Origin of the sequence: Bacteroides parvus (assembly GCF_017309675.2) — a bacterium.
Taxonomy (GTDB): Bacteria; Bacteroidota; Bacteroidia; order Bacteroidales; family Bacteroidaceae; genus Bacteroides; species Bacteroides uniformis.
On the sequence record NZ_CP084680.1, the window covers coordinates 3,173,250 to 3,189,219 of the forward strand.

The 15,970-nt window shown below is 44.0% G+C and carries 11 protein-coding genes and 1 pseudogene; 8 read left to right on the forward strand and 4 right to left on the reverse strand.

Annotation, left to right across the window (positions count from 1 at the left end; all coding sequences use genetic code 11):
- Positions 1 to 135: 135 nt before the first annotated feature.
- Entirely contained in the window at positions 136 to 2,445 is a 2,310-nt protein-coding gene (gene tamL / locus JXR92_RS12935) for a translocation and assembly module lipoprotein TamL (RefSeq protein ID WP_117964607.1), read from the forward strand.
- Between the two features lie 78 nt (positions 2,446 to 2,523).
- Here the strand turns inward: tamL and JXR92_RS12940 are convergent, their stop codons facing one another.
- The 3 genes and pseudogenes from JXR92_RS12940 to JXR92_RS12950 all read right to left on the reverse strand — a co-directional run.
- A complete protein-coding gene (locus tag JXR92_RS12940) occupies positions 2,524 to 3,078 on the reverse strand; it encodes a DUF3332 domain-containing protein (RefSeq protein WP_117599624.1) in 555 nt (184 codons plus the stop codon).
- Positions 3,079 to 3,215: 137 nt separating this feature from the next.
- Entirely contained in the window at positions 3,216 to 3,653 is a 438-nt protein-coding gene (locus tag JXR92_RS12945; RefSeq protein WP_138345408.1) for a DoxX family protein, read from the reverse strand.
- Between the two features lie 56 nt (positions 3,654 to 3,709).
- A pseudogene (locus tag JXR92_RS12950) lies at positions 3,710 to 4,587 on the reverse strand (NAD(P)/FAD-dependent oxidoreductase); the annotation flags it as partial.
- A gap of 398 nt (positions 4,588 to 4,985) precedes the next feature.
- Here JXR92_RS12950 and JXR92_RS12955 point away from each other — a divergent pair.
- The 5 genes from JXR92_RS12955 to mobV all read left to right on the forward strand — a co-directional run bounded on the left by JXR92_RS12955 (position 4,986) and on the right by mobV (position 10,965).
- Complete coding sequence (locus JXR92_RS12955; protein ID WP_016564205.1) at positions 4,986 to 6,221, forward strand: site-specific integrase; 1,236 nt, start codon at positions 4,986 to 4,988, stop codon at positions 6,219 to 6,221.
- Positions 6,222 to 6,239: 18 nt separating this feature from the next.
- Positions 6,240 to 6,629 (forward strand): hypothetical protein, encoded by a 390-nt coding sequence (locus tag JXR92_RS12960; protein WP_016564204.1) that lies wholly within the window; start codon positions 6,240 to 6,242, stop codon positions 6,627 to 6,629.
- A 310-nt stretch (positions 6,630 to 6,939) separates the two neighbouring features.
- Positions 6,940 to 8,181: a primase-helicase family protein gene (locus JXR92_RS12965; RefSeq protein WP_016564203.1), complete on the forward strand. Its 1,242-nt coding sequence runs from the start codon at positions 6,940 to 6,942 to the stop codon at positions 8,179 to 8,181.
- 254 nt (positions 8,182 to 8,435) lie between these two features.
- Positions 8,436 to 9,404: a toprim domain-containing protein gene (locus JXR92_RS12970; protein ID WP_016564201.1), complete on the forward strand. Its 969-nt coding sequence runs from the start codon at positions 8,436 to 8,438 to the stop codon at positions 9,402 to 9,404.
- Between the two features lie 193 nt (positions 9,405 to 9,597).
- Positions 9,598 to 10,965, forward strand: coding sequence for a MobV family relaxase (mobV, locus tag JXR92_RS12975; RefSeq protein WP_022508104.1), 1,368 nt, complete (start codon positions 9,598 to 9,600; stop codon positions 10,963 to 10,965).
- 89 nt (positions 10,966 to 11,054) lie between these two features.
- Here mobV and JXR92_RS12980 read toward each other — a convergent pair whose 3' ends face one another.
- The gene (locus JXR92_RS12980; protein ID WP_016564142.1) at positions 11,055 to 12,281 is read right to left on the reverse strand and encodes an MFS transporter; all 1,227 of its coding nucleotides are present in this window, start codon (positions 12,279 to 12,281) and stop codon (positions 11,055 to 11,057) included.
- Between the two features lie 784 nt (positions 12,282 to 13,065).
- Here JXR92_RS12980 and JXR92_RS12985 point away from each other — a divergent pair.
- Both JXR92_RS12985 and JXR92_RS12990 read left to right on the forward strand, forming a co-directional pair.
- Positions 13,066 to 14,259, forward strand: a complete 1,194-nt coding sequence (locus JXR92_RS12985) for a BamA/TamA family outer membrane protein (protein WP_117964606.1) — start codon at positions 13,066 to 13,068, stop codon at positions 14,257 to 14,259.
- On the forward strand, positions 14,246 to 15,946 hold the full coding sequence (locus tag JXR92_RS12990) for a lipid A phosphoethanolamine transferase (RefSeq protein WP_138345409.1): 1,701 nt from the start codon (positions 14,246 to 14,248) through the stop codon (positions 15,944 to 15,946). Before JXR92_RS12985 ends, JXR92_RS12990 begins: the two co-directional genes overlap by 14 nt.
- The last annotated feature ends 24 nt before the right edge of the window (positions 15,947 to 15,970 follow it).

Genomic DNA, 15,970 nt, shown 5'->3' on the forward strand with positions numbered 1-15,970 from the left:
CATGTTATCATTTGACAAAAATACGTGATTATTTCAATATAATCAAAAACTCTGCACTCTTCCGGCGTTTTTTATTTCGGGAACAAAAAAATACAAGTATATTTGTAGCTGTTTATGCGCAATTAATGACTCGGTATGGATAAAGGTTTCCGCTACGCGATACTTACTACTATCGTACTTTTGTTGGCTTCCTGTTCTTCTACCAAATATGTGCCGGACGGCTCGTATTTGCTGGATGAAGTGCGTATACATACTGACAATAAGGAAGTAAAACCATCTAATCTCTCCATGTATATCCGCCAGAATCCCAATGCGAAGTGGTTCAGTCTGATAAAGACCCAGTTGTATGTCTACAACTGGTCCGGACGGGACTCTACACGCTGGATAAACCGTACATTGAGGAAATTAGGGGATGCTCCTGTCATATACAGTGAGGAGGAAACCAATCGGACCAGGGAAGAGATCACTAAAGCTGTGCAGAATATGGGCTATATGGGTGCTCTGGTGGAACCGATACGCCAAGTCAAAAAGAAAAAGATGAGGTTAGTCTATAAGGTGACAACCGGCAAACCCTATAAAGTGCGTACCTTGAAATATGATATCCGGGACAGTAAAATAAAGGAATACATGCGGCAGGATTCTGCAGTAACCCTCTTATCCGAAGGCATGTATTTTGATGTCAATGTATTGGATGCAGAACGTCAGCGTATCACGAACAAACTGCTTCAGAACGGATATTATAAGTTCAATAAAGAGTACATCTCTTATACCGCAGATACTGTCCGCAATTCTTACCTGGTAGATTTGACGTTGCATTTGGCTCCATACAAGCAGCACAACGAGGATACACCGCAGAATCACCAACAGTACACTATCAATAAAGTGAGTTTCATTACAGACTATAATGTGTTGCAGGCATCTGCCTTGAACAGCATCGAGGTAAATGATTCATTGCACTACAAAGGATTCCCCATCTACTACAAAGACAAGCTTTATCTGCGTCCCAAAGTGCTGACCAACAATCTGCGCATCATTCCGGGAACTCTCTATAATGAGCAAAACGTGCAGCGCACCTACTCCAACTACGGACGCCTGCAAGCCCTGAAATACACCAACATCCGTTTTTTCGAAGTACAGCAGAGTGACAGTGCAAAGCTCAACGCCTATGTGATGCTGACCAGAGGCAAGCATCAGTCCGTATCCTTTGAAGTGGAAGGCACAAACTCTGCCGGCGACTTGGGAGCTGCCGCTTCAGTGGCTTTTCAGCACCGCAACATGTTCAAAGGTTCCGAAACATTCATGTTCAAGCTACGTGGGGCATACGAGGCTGTGTCTGGTTTGCAGAGCTCCTTAAATCAAGACTATATAGAATTAGGTGCGGAAGCAACTATCAACTTTCCACAGTTCATGTTTCCCTTTGTATCCAGCGATTTCAAACGGAGGATAAGGGCTACTACAGAATTCGGCTTGCAATATAACTACCAGATGCGGCCTGAATTCACACGTATTGTGGCGTCTGCCGGATGGAGCTACAAATGGGGAGTACAACAACAGCGTTCGCAGCATCGCATTGATTTACTGGACATCAATTATCTGTACATGCCCAGCATAGACCAGAGATTTAAAGAGGATTATCTGGAGAAAGACGAGAACTACATCCTCAAATATAATTATGAAGACCGTTTTATTGTCCGCACCGGCTATAGCTATATTTATAACAGTGCCGGAAAGGCTTTGATGAATAATTCCGGCATCGGAAATTCCTATACCATCCGCTTCAATTTTGAATCAGCGGGCAATTTGTTGTATGCTGTGGCAAAGCTCGGAGGAATGAAGAAGAATGCATCGGGAGAATACACTTTATTAAACATTCCTTTTGCCCAATACCTGAAAGGCGATTTTGACTTTGCCAAGAACCTGGTCATTGACAACCGCAATTCATTGGCATTTCATTTTGGTGTCGGTATCGCCATTCCATACGGCAATGCAACAATGCTTCCATTTGAAAAACGCTACTTTTCCGGTGGCGCCAATAGTGTGCGCGGATGGTCTGTACGTGATTTGGGGCCCGGTTCTTTCCCCGGCGATAATAACTTCATGAACCAGTCGGGAGACATCAAGCTGGATGCCAGCATTGAATACCGCACACGGTTATTCTGGAAATTCAGAGGGGCTCTCTTTGTAGATGCCGGGAATATCTGGACAATACGGGATTATAAAGACCAGCCGGGAGGTCAGTTTAAATTTGACAAGTTCTATAAGCAGATTGCTTTGGCATATGGTTTAGGACTGCGTCTTGACTTAGATTTCTTTGTATTGCGTTTCGACGGAGGTATGAAAGCAATCAATCCAGCTTACGAGAAGAAAAAAGACCGTTATCCCATTATTCATCCTAAATTTAGCCGCGATTTTGCTTTCCACTTTGCTGTGGGATATCCGTTCTAAAAATATAAATGACTATGGATAAATGATACTGGATAATTAGCATATACATTTACCCATTATCATTTATCCATTATCCCATTACTTAAAGGCGTAATAGCTGTCAATCATTGTCGCTTGACGTGCTGCAGCCACACCTTGGGCATCCAGTGTCACTGTCATTTCCTCACCGTTCGGAAGGGTCATTTGTGCAGTGCCGTCATTGTTCATTTGCAGCAATTCTGTGCTGACACCATCGGCAACAACATTCCAAGTATTCAACTCTTTGTTGTAAATGAGTTCCATAGAAGCGGTCTCACCTTCTTTGGTGATAGAATAGCCGTTTTCAAGTGTCTCTACCAGGTAGTCACCGTTTTCACCTTTCACTTTCTTTACATCACCAATGCTGGCCATAGGGTTTGAACCACTCCAGAATTCGATGGAGTTGATGACCAATGCATCGGCCAGATAGCAAACGCCATATACCGGGACAATATTGAATGCCAGATAAACCAGTTCGTTTACAAACTTGGTACCAATACCTTGATTCCAGCTGACCAGTTTACTATGCAGTCCAAAAGAACCGATACAAGAACTGAAAAGAAACGAGCCGCAAATCATTACGGTCGCAGCCATCTTCAAATTGAACTTTTTCATAATCACTCTTTTTTATTTTACTGTGTTTAATAGCTTTATAGCTCATTGAGTTATTTTAAGCATCCGCAAATATAGGATTTTTTACGAAAATACATCCTATTTGAGCTTAAAATCTGTTTTCAGTAAAACAGAAGTGTCTATCTATGAGCTTTTTGAGAAAGAGCCTTTCCGATCCAACGGTCAACGGCAAACTTGCCCGGGCCTATGATATACATCAATATGAACACTACCAGGTACACAAAAGCCAGCTCTTTCGTGGCAAACGAGTCATTGCCATGAATTACAAAAAAGGCAACAGCCATTGTAAACACCATTGGTATCATAGCCAAACGATAGAGAAAACCTATAATGAATGCCATGGAGCATGCCAATTCACCGAAGATAGCCAATCCTAAAGACAGCGGGCTGCCTACACCCAATGGGTCTGGGAAAACAGCCGACAGCTCTTGAAAGTTAGTCCACTTCTGGATACCGTGGTTCATTAATAATATACCGAATACAATTCTTGCAATTAATAGCATAGCAGATGTTGCCGTTCCGTCCGGTTTGACGGGAAATAAAAGTCGTTTTAACATATTCATTCATTTTTAAGTTCGTATATGAACTATAACAAATATTACTCAATAAAAGTTTACTGCCGCTTCAAGGGTTTGATGATAATCCGTAAAGACAGGTCATAGGTAAAGTAACTCCACATCCAGTCTACGAAGATGGAAAGACGATTTTTTACACCCACAATACTCATCAAATGGATGAACAGCCACACAGCCCATACCGGAAAACTTCCAAAACGCAGCTTCTTAAGCTCGACTACGGCATGATTGCGGCCAATGGTCTCCATGGAGCCTTTGTTTTGATATATAAACGGTTGCAGCGGCAGGCATGCTTCTGCACGCTGCAAGTTCCTTATCAAGTTGCGGGCCTGCTGGATGGCTGGTTGCACCACTTGCGGGTGTCCTTTGGGATACTCCTCAGAAATCATAAGGGCCGTATTCCCGATAGCGAAAATATTGGGATATTGAGAAAGACGGTTATAAGTGTCCACCTTCAAGCGGTTTCCCGGTCCATAGGCAGGCAATCCTTGAAGGCTGTTTGCTTTGACACCGGCCACCCAGAATACATTTTTTTTGGTATTGCTTGCGGTCCCATCATTCAATGCCAACTGATAATTCTCGTATCCCATCACCCGTTGATTCAATTTAATTTCCACATCATGCTTCTTCAGATAATCAGTCACTTCTTTGGAAGACTTTTCAGAAAAGGCAGACAAAAGCCTGGAAGAGCCATCCAACAAGATGATACGCTTCTCATTGATATTCAAGCCTGGATAGTTTTGAGAAAGGACAAACTTTCTCATCTCGGCCAGAGTAGCGGACAACTTTATTTCCGTAGCTCCACCACCTACAATGGCAAAGGTCATCAGACGCCTGTGCTCTTCTTTATTACCGGTACTCTGGGCCTGTTCAAAGCTGTCCAATATCTGGTTCGGTTGAACAAGGCTTCCGAAGTATTCAATTTTCGTACTAGCTTTAATCCATCGAAGCCACCGCCTACGATTACCCATCGTTTCTGCCCCTCTTTATCGAGAATGTTCATTGCTGTTTTCATTAATTCAATATCATGTTGTTCTTTGTAATATTAAAATAAACACCTAACGGAATAGCAAATTTGAGTAAAGCGTAGCGAACAGACTGAAAAAGCGTTCGTTACGCTATATTTTTCTCTTGTTCAAAAGCCAAGAAGAGACAGAATATGGACAAACGCAGCAAAAGTTCAGTTACTTTATCATTACCCGTGCGATGATGCAAATTTCTTGCGAAACCTAAATTTTGCATCGTTTGGCGTTATGTGTCGTATCTGTCGGTAACTCACTATGAATTAATTTTGTAACCAAAAAAAAGTGAGTTATGAGAAGTACATTTAAGGTATTGTTCTACGTGAAGAAAGGCAGTGAGAAACCCAACGGCAACCTGCCTTTGATGTGTCGCATTACGGTGGACGGAGAGATTAAGCAGTTCAGTTGCAAGATGGATGTTCCCTTGCGCCTGTGGGACGTGAAGAACAACCGTGCTTCGGGTAAGAGTGCCGAAGCGCAAAGAATCAACCGTGCCGTTGACAAAATCAGAGTGGAGATAAACCGCCGTTATCAAGAGTTGATGCAGACGGACGGTTATGTCACTGCTGCCAAGTTGAAAGATGCCTATCTCGGCATCGGTATCAAACAGGAAACCTTGCTAAAACTGTTTGAACAACACAACAGCGAATTTGCCAAGAAAGTGGGACACAGCAGGGCAAAAGGAACATTCCGACGTTATGTTACCGTCTGCAAGCACATCCGTGAGTTCCTACCCCATACCTACAAGCGTGAAGATATTCCGTTAAAAGAGTTGAACCTCTCGTTCATCAACGACTTCGAGTATTTCCTGCGTACTGAGAAAAAATGCCGCACCAATACCATTTGGGGCTACATGATTGTGCTGAAACACATTATTTCCATAGCGAGGAATGACGGTCGTCTGCCGTTCAATCCCTTTGCAGGGTACATCAACTCTCCCGAAAGCGTGGACAGAGGGTATATTACGAGAGAGGAGATACACACAATGATGAACACCGATATGCCCGACAAGACACACGAGCTTGTCAGGGATTTATTTCTGTTCTCCACCTTTACAGGTTTGGCATATTCCGATGTCAAGAACCTTACGGAAGACAACCTGCAAACATTCTTTGACGGAAATCTGTGGATTATCACCCGAAGAAAGAAAACTAACACGGAATCCAATATCCGATTGTTGGATGTTCCCCGAAAGATAATAGAGAAGTACAGGGGTATGACAAGAGATAATAAAGTATTCCCCATGCCGAGTAACACGACTTGCAACAAGAAGCTGAAAGCCATTGCCAAGTTGTGCGGTATAAAAGTCCACTTGACCTATCATGTAGCAAGACATTCGGCAGCGACCACTGTGCTGTTATCCAACGGAGTACCCATTGAAACCGTCAGCCGACTTTTGGGACATACCAACATAAAAACGACCCAAATTTACGCAAAAATCACAGCCCAAAAGATTAGTCAGGATATGGAAACATTGTCGCACAAACTGGAGGATATGGAAAAGAACATTTGCAATGCCATTCAGTAACCCTTAAATCAAACGATAATGAAAGAGGAAAGAAACATCATAACAATGAACGAGTTCGGCAATGTAGTTATGCCGAAAGATATACAGGCAACCGCCATGAGTGAGTGGGAGCTTTGCGAGTTGTTCAATGTAACCGCCCCGACTATCAGGGCAGGGATAAAGACACTCTGCAAGAACGGCATTCTGAATGAGTGTGAGATAAGGCATACCATCCGACTGTCCGACAAGTGCAGCATGGAGGTTTACAGCCTTGAAACGATAATCGCCCTTGCGTTCCGTATCGGCACATACAGTGCGAAGCAGGTGCGCAATGCCGTTCTTGAAAGACTGTACTTGCGAAAAGAGAAAACAAGCATCTTCTTTTCGCTGAACACCAACGGCATAGCCAAAGCCGAATACTTCTCGTAGCTGAATTGGTTGCACGACTGACGGAATCCATTCATTCAGTCACGAATAGAGTAATCAAGCCAGCGTGTCAGCATATAATCTGACCGACATATCAACAGGAACTCCAATTTTTTCTCCCGAAAAGCGTAATCCCCACATTCGTTTTTTGGGAGTTTTTTCGTCTGTCCTGCCCGACTTCCGTTCCAAACCATTGAAAGTTTTTTCTTCGGGGGCTATTTGTCACCGTTCTGCCGCGTTTTGCGTAACAACTTATCCGATAAATGCTTATACTTTTGTAGCTGGTATTTTTCAAACTTAAAACCATTTGATTATGTCAGCTAACAAACAACAAGACAGCCACAGACCGCCATCGGATGGTGGCATGGCAAAGGAGGAATTCATCCGAGTGGGGACTACGCTTTACAAGATTGTGGAGCAGCCCAAACTGAACGGAGGGTATGTAAGGAAACGCATAGCATGGAACAACGAAACCCTGCGCCAAGACTACGGCAAGGACTACATCGGCAGCGTTCCCAAGTATGACGGCTTCTGCACCGTACCCGAACACATCGGCTACCATCCCGTGGTCGGCAAGTTCCTTAACCTCTATGAACCGATAGACCACCAACCTAAAGAGGGCGATTTCTCGCATATCCAATCTTTGGTAGGTCACATCTTCGGGGAGCAATACGAGTTGGGCATGGACTACCTACAACTGCTCTACTTGTACCCCATTCAAAAGCTGCCTATCCTGCTGTTGGTATCAGAGGAACGCAACACAGGCAAAAGCACATTTCTGAATTTTCTAAAACTCCTATTTCAGAACAATGTAACCTTTAACACCAACGAGGATTTCCGTAGCCAATTCAATTCCGACTGGGCCGGCAAACTGCTTATCGTGGTGGACGAGGTGCTGCTCAACCGTAGGGAGGACAGCGAGCGGTTGAAGAACCTAAGCACCACACTTTCCTACAAGGTGGAAGCCAAAGGCAAAGACCGTGACGAGATAGCGTTTTTCGCCAAGTTCGTGCTATGCTCCAACAACGAGTACTTGCCTGTAATCATTGATGCAGGGGAAACACGCTATTGGGTACGCAAGATAGACCGCTTGCAGTCTGATGATACCGACTTCCTGCAAAAGCTGAAAGCGGAGATACCCGCCTTTCTTCATTTCCTGCAACACAGAACACTATCCACCGAAAAGGAAAGCCGTATGTGGTTTGCTCCATCGCTGTTGCATACCGAAGCCTTGCAGAAGATAATCCGCAGCAACCGTAACCGACTGGAGATAGAGATGCACGAGCTGATACTTGACATCATGGATAGTGTCGGCACGGACACATTCTCGTTCTGCTACAACGACATTCTTCTGTTGCTGGTACACTCGCAGGTAAAAGTGGAGAAGCACCAAGTCCGAAAGGTGTTGCAGGAGTGTTGGAAACTTACGCCTGCACCCAACGGACTGACCTATACCACCTACCAATTCAACTACAATCGGGAGTGTCGGTATGAGCCTGTAAAACGGGTCGGTCGTTTCTATTCTGTCACGAGGGAACAACTTGAATCCCTGTAATATCATTCTTTTTTTTGTTGAATTGATGAATAAGGATATAACTATGCTGACAATAAACAATATACACTCTCAACAAAATCTCAACAATCGAAAAGAGAAGTTGAGAGAGGAACAGCACCCGATTGTTGATTTCTCTTTTGGCGAGTGGTTTGTTGAGAAGATGTTGAGCAAATATCTTTCTGTAAATAAATGTGTTATATAAGCCATTCAACAAATCAACGTTTTTACAATCATCATCAAATCTATAGAATATCATGAACATACAAGAAGTTAAACAAATCAGAATCGCAGACTATCTGCAAAGTTTGGGTTACACGCCCGTCAAGCAACAGGGCAGCAGCTTTTGGTACAAATCACCGCTGAGAGAGGAAACGGACGCATCTTTCAAGGTAAACACAGAACTCAACAAATGGTACGATTTTGGACTTGGCAAGGGCGGTAACATCATCGCATTGGCAGCGGAACTCTACCATACGGAAGATGTAACCTGCCTGTTGAAGCGCATAGAGGAACGGACACCATACATCCGCCCTGCATCGTTTTCTTTTGGCAAGCAGCAATCCGACAACCGCACTTATCGGGTATTAAGAGTTGGCGAGCTGTCATCACCTGCGCTCATTGCCTATCTGCAAGAAAGGGGGATAGACATTGAACTCGCCAAAAGGGAGTGTAAGGAACTGCGGTTTGAGAATGCCGACAAACCCTATTTCGCCATCGGCTTCCCGAATATGGCAAGAGGGTATGAAGTGCGTAATAGATACTTCAAGGGATGTGTCGCCCCGAAGGACATCACCCATATCCGACAGCAAAAAGAGCCACGAACCGTCTGTTATCTTTTCGAGGGCTTCATGGATTATCTCTCGTTCCTGACCATCCGAGTAAAGAACAATCCGCAACACCCACGATTGAATGCACAGGATTACGTCATTCTCAACTCCGTTTCCAACCTCTCGAAAGCGGAAAGCATATTGGCAACCTATACCCGAATCGGCTGTTTCCTTGACAATGACACAGCAGGACGGAACGCATACGCCAACCTGCAACGGATGTTGGGTGACCGCTTGCAGGATATGTCGGTTCACTATGCAGGGTATAATGACTTGAACGAGTACCTGTGCAAAAAACTCTTGTCCCAATCGACAGAGCCGATAAAGGAGGAGAAGCAAGTACAATCCGCAAGGCGGATGATGCAGCCACCGAAAAAGAAAGGGCTGAAAATATAGAGGGGAACAGGTTCGCTTTCCCAAGGGTATTTAGACAGAAATACCATAGCTCAATAGGGCGTTTTCTTCACGCATTACACGGTAATGCTAAAAACTCCCTATCGAGCCAAAGGGAAATCCCTTTGGAAACCCTGAGAGCCAATGCCACAGGCAGAGAATACACTCATAACAATAACCGTAAAAATCAAACTACATGGGATATTTTTCATTGGACATAAAGAAAGCAAAAGGTTCATCGGACACCGTACAATCCGACCATATAGAGAGAAGAATCATACCTAAAAACGCAGACCCGACAAGAACGCATCTGAACAGGGTACTTATAGAATACCCCGATGGCGTTCATGGCAGGGATGAAGCGATTGCCCACAGGCTGAACACGGCAGGCATCAAGCGGAAGATTACACATGACCAAGTCCGTGTAGTCCGAGTGGTTCTGTCGGGAACACATGAGGACATGATGGACATACAGGAAAACGGAAGACTTGACGAATGGTGCAGCGACAGCATCCAATGGCTGCAAGCCACATTCGGCAGGGAGAACGTGGTTGCCGCCCATCTTCACATGGACGAGAAGACACCGCATATCCATGCAGCCATTGTTCCCATCGTGACAGGTGAAAGGCGCAAAGCCAAGAAAGAGCAGGAAGACGGCAAACGGAAGTATCACAAGAAAGCAAATACCGTCCGTTTGTGTGCCGATGACCTGTTCAACCGTCAGACCTTGATTGCGTACCACGACAATTATGCAAGGGTTATGGCTAAATACGGATTACAGCGAGGTGTGCGAGGTTCCGAAGCACGGCACACCACCACGACACAGTATTATCGGGACATACAGAAAAAGAACGCTGCCCTTGATGCAGAAAACAAGCGGTTACAGGAGCAGAAAACCGAAACCGAACAGGAACTCAGACAAGCCAAGAAAGAGGTACAGACCGAGAAACTGAAAGGTGCAGCCACCACCGCAGCGACCAACATAGCTGAAAGTGTCGGTTCTCTTTTCGGGAGCAACAAGGTCAAGACTTTGGAAAGGGAGAACACCGCCCTGTATCGGGAAGTTGCCACCCATGAGGAAACCATTGAGATACTGCAAAACCGCATACACACGATGCAAACCGAGCACAACCGCCAGTTGTTGGAAATACAGCAGAATCACCGTAAGGAGATGGCGGAAAAAAGTGTCAGACACAAAGATGAAGTATCAGGTTTGAAACGCATTATCGAAAAGCTGTGTGCATGGTTTCCTATGGCAAAGGAAATTATGAGAATAGAGAGCCTGTGCCGCCTTGTCGGGTTCAATGAAAGGCAGACCACGACATTGACTTATGGTAAGCCTTTGATATACGAGGGCAAACTTTATTCGGAGGAACATAATCGGAGTTTTACGACAGAAAGAGCAGGCTTTCAAGTGGTGAAAGACCCTGCGGACAAGTCTAAACTGACACTCGTAATCAACCGCCAGCCCATAGGCGAATGGTTCAGGGAACAGTTCGACAGGCTACGGCAGAGCATACGACAGCCAATTCAACCACAAAGGAAAAGTAGAGGAATTACATAAGTAGTTAAAACAGATTGCAATAAGCCTCCGATAATCGTATTTCCCTATCAGAGGCTTATTGCTGTTTAGATTTAGTTACGTTTCATAAATCATGATTTTTGTTTTTGATTGTCGACCTTTCTAAGTTGTGGAAGACATAAGGCTATTATAGCGAGAAGCAGAATAGCCATACCTGAGAACAAAAACCAACGGTTTACCCCGATTTGGTCTGCAAATGCACCCGACACTACCAACCCAAGCGGCATGGCAAACGACATGATGCTGCCAAGAAGTCCGAAAACACGCCCTAAATACTCGGGTTGTATCTGTTCTTGAAATAGCGCGGTCTGTACTCCATTATAGAATGGGGCAGAAAAGCCCATCAACGTACAACATATCGCAAATATCATAAAACCATTGGTTGGTAGCAAGCCGGAAACAGTCAATGACACTCCCATAAGAAAGATAGAGCCGATGATATTTGCCATGCGCTTTTTGAAACCTCCCCATGCGCCCAATAGAAGTCCGCCCAACAACATACCAACTGCAAAAACAATTTCCACCACGGAAGCATGCAAGGTACTTCCCTCGAAATAATTCATACTCATCAGCGGAAATAGCGCATTGATTGGCATATAAATGAACATATTGATTGCTCCTATCCAAAGCAATGTGAAAAGAGCTTTATTTTGTCGTATTGCGTTATAGCCAATGCGCAGTTCGGTGAAAAAGTTTTCTTGCTGCAGCGCTTCAATCGGTTGTTTTGGGATGTGAACCATTGCAACAGTGATACAGGCAATTATTGCTCCGAATACGTCAAGGGCAACCGCAGAATTCAACCCCCATTTTGCATAGAGAAAAGCGGCAATTGCCGGACTTAGGATGAAACTTGCCGATTGGATGGACTGGGTGTAGCCGGCACATTTGACTAACTGTTCTTCAGGCACTAAAAGAGGTGTTACCGCACTTAACGCAGGGGAATGGAATGCAGTGCCAACGCTTCTAATGAAGAGGATGAGCATTACTATCCATACAGGTAGTTCCGCTGACAGGGAAATTACGGTAAGTACCAGTCCAGCACAAGCTATGATGACATCTGCACCAATCATGACCATTTTCCGGTTCCAGCGGTCAACAAGTACTCCGATTGCAGAACCTAAAACCGCTTGAGGTAGAAACCCAACCAAGGTCGCCATTGACAACACCATCGCAGACCCTGTTGTATTTGTCAGATGCCAGATGATGGCCATTTGAAGAACCCCACTTGTTATCAGGGACACAGCTTGCCCCGCCCATATTGTATAGAAATCTTGTTTCCAATTTCTGATTTTTTCCATTTGAATTTTTCCTTTTATCTTTTGAATGTTTCTTGATTTTATAGCACAAAAAATCTCTCGACAAGCCTGAAATAGCATGCCGGATTACAAAGACAATGACATTCAAATCGAATTAATTAGATTTGAATGTGGAAAAATTACCAAGGTTTATGATATGCAATATTAACGGTGTTTTTACCTGTTAATATTGTACAATTGTTCATAATCATATTGAAAACCACTATATATGTTGCGACTTATCTTAATTGGGATGGTATTATATGCACACCGAATCCGCTGCAAAGTTACAATAAATTATTCGATTTTTGCACTAACTAAAGTAAAGAATTTCAATGCTTCCTGAATTTTGCCTTTCCTTTTTTATCCAAATCTGCAAAAAATAACGGCATAAGCAAATAGGTATATATCGAAAGGCAAAAAATGGCGAATACTGTTTGTATTGGATACTATATCAAAGATTTGTCGTATCTTTGCACCTGAAAGAGTTATTTGATAGTAAAACACCGCAAAACGCTGAAAATCGCACGGTTTCCTAGTCGTTACCATTACTTTTCAGATACTCCGTTAAATGTTTATTCATCAAACGGTTAGACGAAACCGTTCAGAATTTAAAATAACAGTATAACTGAGGAAAGCTCTATAAATGATGTGGTTAAAAAGAGTGAACCCCACATGCAATGTAGAAATGAACATAAAAGAGAAAAATAGGAAACAAAAAGAAGGGTAACATTGTTGTAATGAAGAACATAAAACAAACTTTGCCACGGAAGTTTTCTACAAGCAAATGGACACTAAATTGACAAAATGGATATTACCAATATTGATGCTGATTACAGAAACGGCTGTTCATGCACAAACACACCCTGCAGAAGCAAAAAACTCTGTGGACTCAATTTCTACGTATCCGATAGACTCGCTTCTCAAGAAACGCAGTTTTTTCGAAAAAATTTTGAATTACTTCAACGATGCCAACAAAGAAAAGAAAAACAAAAAATTTGATTTCAGCATTATAGGCGGGCCTCATTATTCCAGTGACACCAAATTTGGAATCGGACTGGTGGCGGCAGGACTCTACCGTACCGACCGGAACGATAGTATTCTCCCTCCGTCCAATGTCTCTCTGTATGGGGATGTCTCCACGGTGGGATTCTATTTGCTGGGAGTACGTGGAAACCATCTGTTTCCCCAAGACAAATACCGGTTGAACTACAATCTGTATTTCTATTCTTTCCCAAGCCTTTACTGGGGACAAGGATATGACAATGGAGCCAATGATGACAATGAGAGTGAATACGATCGCTTTCAAGCGCAGGTTAAGGTGGACTTCATGTTCCGGATGGCACGTAACTTTTATATCGGTTCAATGACAGCATTTGATTACGTGTATGGGCATGACTTTGAAAAACCGGAATTATGGAAAGGAATGAAAGCGCACAGCACCAACGTGAGCTTGGGGTTTTCCTTGTTGTATGATTCACGCGATTTTCTGACAAATGCCTATAAAGGATATTACCTACGGATAGACCAGCGCTTCAGTCCGGCCTTTTTGGGAAATAAATACGCATTCAGCAATACGGAACTGACGACCAGCTATTACCAGTCCGTGTGGAAGGGTGGGGTGTTGGCAGGCCAGTTCCATACTCTGCTGAACTACGGAAATCCGCCCTGGGGACTGATGGCAACATTGGGAAGTTCCTATTCTATGCGTGGCTATTATGAGGGACGCTACCGTGACAAGTGTGCAATGGATGCCCAGCTGGAACTACGCCAACATGTATGGAAGCGAAATGGAGTTGCCGTATGGGTAGGGGCGGGAACCATATTCCCGAATTTCTCGGAATTGGAGGCCAGGCATATTCTTCCTAATTATGGTTTCGGCTACCGCTGGGAGTTCAAAAAGAGAGTAAACGTACGTTTGGATTTAGGTTTTGGCAAACACCAGACCGGATTTATATTCAATATCAATGAAGCTTTTTAGAGACATAAAAAAATGGTTCGACAATCAGGAACATTTGTTCTATCTGTTTCTGGTCATTCTGATAGTGCCCAATGTAGTGCTATGCTTTACAGAACCCATATCATGGACGGCAAAGATATGTAATATCCTGCTACCCCTTTCTATATATTATGCTGTAATGGCTTGGTCGAGAAACTGTGGCAGGACATTCTGGCTGCTATTTCCGTTCATCTTCTTCGGAGCCTTCCAGCTTGTATTACTATATCTTTTCGGTCAGTCCATTATCGCAGTGGATATGTTTCTGAATCTGGTGACAACCAATTCAAGCGAGGCGCTGGAACTGCTGGACAATCTGATACCTGCCATCGTTATTGTGGTAGTGCTCTATATACCTGCATTAATTCTGGCAACCATATCCATTGTACACAAACGCAGACTGTCCGAAGCATTCATCCGGCAAGCTCGCCGTCGCACTCTGTATGTGCTGTCTGCCGGAATATTATCCTTAGGCAGTGCTTATTTGACAGATGACCGGTATGAGCTGAAATCCGAACTGTATCCTGCCAACGTATGCTACAACATAGCACTTGCCTTTCAACGGACGGCCCAAACGCGGAATTATCACAAGACCTCTAAAGATTTTACCTTTCATGCTAGAAGTACTCATCAGGCTGATGAAAGGGAAGTATATGTAATGGTGGTGGGAGAAACCTCACGGGCATGCAACTGGGCTTTGTACGACTATGAACGGGAAACTAACCCGGGACTGTCGGGCATTGGCGGACTGACAGCTTTCAGCCATGTGCTGACAGAATCAAACACCACCCACAAGAGTGTTCCGATGTTGCTGTCACCGGTCAGTGCTTCCAGTTTTGATTCCATCTATTATCAAAAAGGGATTATCACAGCATTCAAGGAAGCCGGTTATCAGACCGCCTTTTTCTCGAACCAGCGCTATAACCACTCATTTATAGATTTCTTCGGCAAAGAAGCCGACACGTATGATTTCATTAAAGAAGATGTGGGGGATTCCAATTACAACCCCTCTGATGACAAACTGTTGAAACTGGTAGCAAAAGAACTGGGCAAAGGAGTTTCCAGGCAATTTATAGTTCTCCACACTTACGGTTCTCATTTCAATTATAAAGAGCGCTATCCGGCAGAGCAGGCTTTCTTCCTGCCGGACATGCCCGTTGACGCGGAAGTGAAATACAAAGACAACCTGATCAATGCCTATGATAATTCTATCCGCTACACGGATAATTTTCTGGTTCGTCTGATAGATATGCTTCAAAAACAACATGTCAATTCTGCCTTGATATACACTTCAGACCATGGAGAAGATATTTTCGATGACAACCGGCATCTCTTTCTGCATGCCTCACCGGTACCTTCCTATTATCAGATACATGTGCCATTCTTTATTTGGATGTCCGACAACTACCGGCAGAGATACCCATCGTTATTGGAGGCCGCACAAGCCAATAGGCAGAAGAATGTATCTTCCAGTGCCTCATTCTTCCAGACAATGCTGGAAATAGGTGGAGTGGAGACCCCATACCGGAATGACTCTTTATCTGTCACCAGCGCTCTGTTTATCGAAAGACCCAGAGTCTATCTGAACGACCACAATGAAGCCCGCACACTGGATGATGTCGGTATGCTCAAGGAAGACTTCAAGATGCTGGAAGAGAAAGGCATCAGGTAATCAGGGAAAGAGAGCAGGCTGTTG

Bases quoted from the DNA above. Each gene is read 5' to 3' on its own strand.
- JXR92_RS12960 (WP_016564204.1), top strand. From the start codon at position 6,240: ATGAAAGAGGAAAGAAACATCATAACAATGAACGAGTTCGGCAATGTA.
- mobV (WP_022508104.1), top strand. From the start codon at position 9,598: ATGGGATATTTTTCATTGGACATAAAGAAAGCAAAAGGTTCATCGGAC.
- JXR92_RS12940 (WP_117599624.1), bottom strand. From the start codon at position 3,078: ATGAAAAAGTTCAATTTGAAGATGGCTGCGACCGTAATGATTTGCGGC.
- JXR92_RS12985 (WP_117964606.1), top strand. From the start codon at position 13,066: ATGGACACTAAATTGACAAAATGGATATTACCAATATTGATGCTGATT.
- JXR92_RS12965 (WP_016564203.1), top strand. From the start codon at position 6,940: ATGTCAGCTAACAAACAACAAGACAGCCACAGACCGCCATCGGATGGT.
- tamL (WP_117964607.1), top strand. From the start codon at position 136: ATGGATAAAGGTTTCCGCTACGCGATACTTACTACTATCGTACTTTTG.
- JXR92_RS12990 (WP_138345409.1), top strand. From the start codon at position 14,246: ATGAAGCTTTTTAGAGACATAAAAAAATGGTTCGACAATCAGGAACAT.
- JXR92_RS12970 (WP_016564201.1), top strand. From the start codon at position 8,436: ATGAACATACAAGAAGTTAAACAAATCAGAATCGCAGACTATCTGCAA.
- JXR92_RS12980 (WP_016564142.1), bottom strand. From the start codon at position 12,281: ATGGAAAAAATCAGAAATTGGAAACAAGATTTCTATACAATATGGGCG.
- JXR92_RS12945 (WP_138345408.1), bottom strand. From the start codon at position 3,653: ATGTTAAAACGACTTTTATTTCCCGTCAAACCGGACGGAACGGCAACA.
- JXR92_RS12955 (WP_016564205.1), top strand. From the start codon at position 4,986: ATGAGAAGTACATTTAAGGTATTGTTCTACGTGAAGAAAGGCAGTGAG.